2 protein-coding genes are annotated in these 2195 nt (G+C 71.3%); both read right to left on the bottom strand.

Annotation, left to right across the window (positions count from 1 at the left end):
• A partial coding sequence (locus D7V93_RS42095) for a GIN domain-containing protein (protein WP_120648575.1) occupies positions 1-695 on the bottom strand: 695 nt, incomplete at its 3' end.
• A 33-nt stretch (positions 696-728) separates the two neighbouring features.
• Positions 729-2195, bottom strand: a 1467-nt coding sequence (locus D7V93_RS42090; RefSeq protein ID WP_208723332.1) for an LA_2272 family surface repeat-containing protein, incomplete at its 5' end; no start/stop codon positions are given.

The raw sequence follows: 2195 nt of genomic DNA, 5'->3' as shown, positions 1-2195 counted from the left end.
AGGCTCACGTCCACGGCCTTCAGCGCCTGGGCCTGCAGGTTGCCGCTGCCGTCCAACAGGGCCGTGAGCCGGTTGGTCACTCCCTTGAGCGTCATGTGGCCGGAGCCATCCGTGCTAGCGCGCACCAGCTTCGCCGCGCCGGACCAGGTCAGCGACCCCGAGCCTGTCTGGGTGAAGTCCACCCACTCCGCCATCTCCTCCCCCACCGTGCACAGCTCCATGTTTCCGGAGCCGCTGAGCTTCGCGTCCAGGGTGTGGGCGCCACCGCAGAAGTACAGCGCGCCGGAGCCCTTCGCCACCAGTCGCACGTCATCGCGCGCCTTCTCGAAGCCCTCCACCCGCAGGGTCCCGGAGCCGTCCTGGATCGCGCCCACCATGCGCGGCACCCGGACCTCCACGCGCGCGGGGCTCGTGGGCGAGAACGAACCGTCCGTCTCGATGACGAGCGTCTCCCCGGACTTCACGTAGGTGCGCACGTGCGACTGGAGGTTCGCGTCGATGGTGACCTGCACATCCGCCACCTCGCCCTCGCGCACCACCACGTCCAGCGAGCCCTGGTTCTCCACGAAGAGGAAGCCCTCCGCGATGCGCGCCTCCGTCACGGTGTTGCCATCACCCCGCAGGTCCTCGGTGTAATAGCAGCCGGAGGTCATCAGCCCCGCCGCGAGCACTCCCACCACCCAACGCTTCCACATGGTTTTCTCCTGAGACATGAAGAGGTCCTCGCGTCAGATCTGCACGCCCAGCAGCACGCCCGGCCACACGCGCACGGTGGTGCGGCCGTTGTCGGCGGTGCTGCGCCACTCGGGCCCGATGCCCAGCTCCATCCACCGGTCGCCGTTGTCCCAGGTGACCAGCGTGTTGCCGACGACGCCGCCGATGAGCGCGAACCGCTTCACCACCTGCCAGCCCGCCACCAGCCGCAACTGCGAGAGCACGTTCATCCCATCGCCATCCCGGAAGAGGTTGTCCGCGTGGACGGTGCTTCCCACGACATCCAGGTCGAAGAACAGCCGCCCCGCGGGGATGTGCGTGCCGAAGCCCGCGCCCGCCACGTAGCGACGACGGTGCGTGTCGGTGCCGGGGTTGAAGCCCAGCGTCAGCAGCGTGTGGAAGTGCTGACTGCCGAACTTCACCGCCACGTTGGTGTACGCGATGTCACTGGCCCACAGCTGCACGTTCGCCTGCCCGTTGCCGATGAAGCTCAAGAGGCCCAGGGCCTCGCCGTCGGAGTGGCGCGCCACGTTGAGCAGCCCCAGTTGCAGCCCGTCCATCTTCCCCGCGATGTTGACGAGCCCCACCTGCGCGCCGTCCACGTCCCCGCCCACGTTGAGCAGCGACACCTGCGCGCCTTGCAGGCCGCGCGCGAAGTTGAGGCCCGTGGAGGCCTGGAGGCCGGTGAAGGACGAGGCAATGTTGCCGCCCACCGCCGCCTGGACGCCCTTCATGGGCGCGGCCGCGATGTTCGCGCCCACCGTGAACTGACCGCCCACGCCGCCCGCGCCCGCGATGTTCGCGCCCACGGAGAACTGACCGCCCGACAGCGCCGCGCCCGCGATGTTGCCGCCCACCGTGAGCTGCGCGCCCGACATCGCGCCCCGCGCGACGTTGATCCCCACCGAGCCCTGCAAGCCCTCCAGGTCGCCCGTCACCACGTTGCCGCCCACCGCGAGCTGCACGCCCGACGCGGGGCCGCGCGCCACGTTCGCGCCGATCGCCAGCTGTCCTCCCGACAACGACTGCCCCACCCAGTTCGCGCCCATCGACATCGCGAGGCCATCCACCCGCTTCGCATGCGTCGCGAGCAGGCCCACCGCGAACGTCGTCACCACGCGGCCCGTGTCCGTGCCCGCCGTGCTCATGTGCGGCATCACCATCAGCACCGCCGGGACGCGGATCTCATCCGGCTCGGAGCGCTGGACCACGGCGGTCCCGGCGGCCTGCGCCGGCTCGCCGCCCGTCGCGGCGTTCACCAGGGGCGCGGGAGACAGCGCGGTGGTGGGACCCGCCACGGCCGGAGCGACCTGGCCAGGGGCGCCGGTCGCGACAGTAGAGCCGTTCGCTGCCGTGGCACCGCTCGCCTGCGGAACCGTCGCGGCCTGCGAAGCCGTCGCGGCCTGCGTGGAGCCGGGCGCCGGAGCCGTGACGGGCGCCACGGAGGGGGCCGCCTCCGCTCGAACCGCCACCACCTGTCC

It is taken from the genome of Corallococcus llansteffanensis, from assembly GCF_003612055.1.
Lineage (GTDB): Bacteria > Myxococcota > Myxococcia > Myxococcales > Myxococcaceae > Corallococcus > Corallococcus llansteffanensis.
Note: the sequence above shows the minus strand (reverse complement) of the source record. Positions and strands in the feature narration are given on the sequence as shown.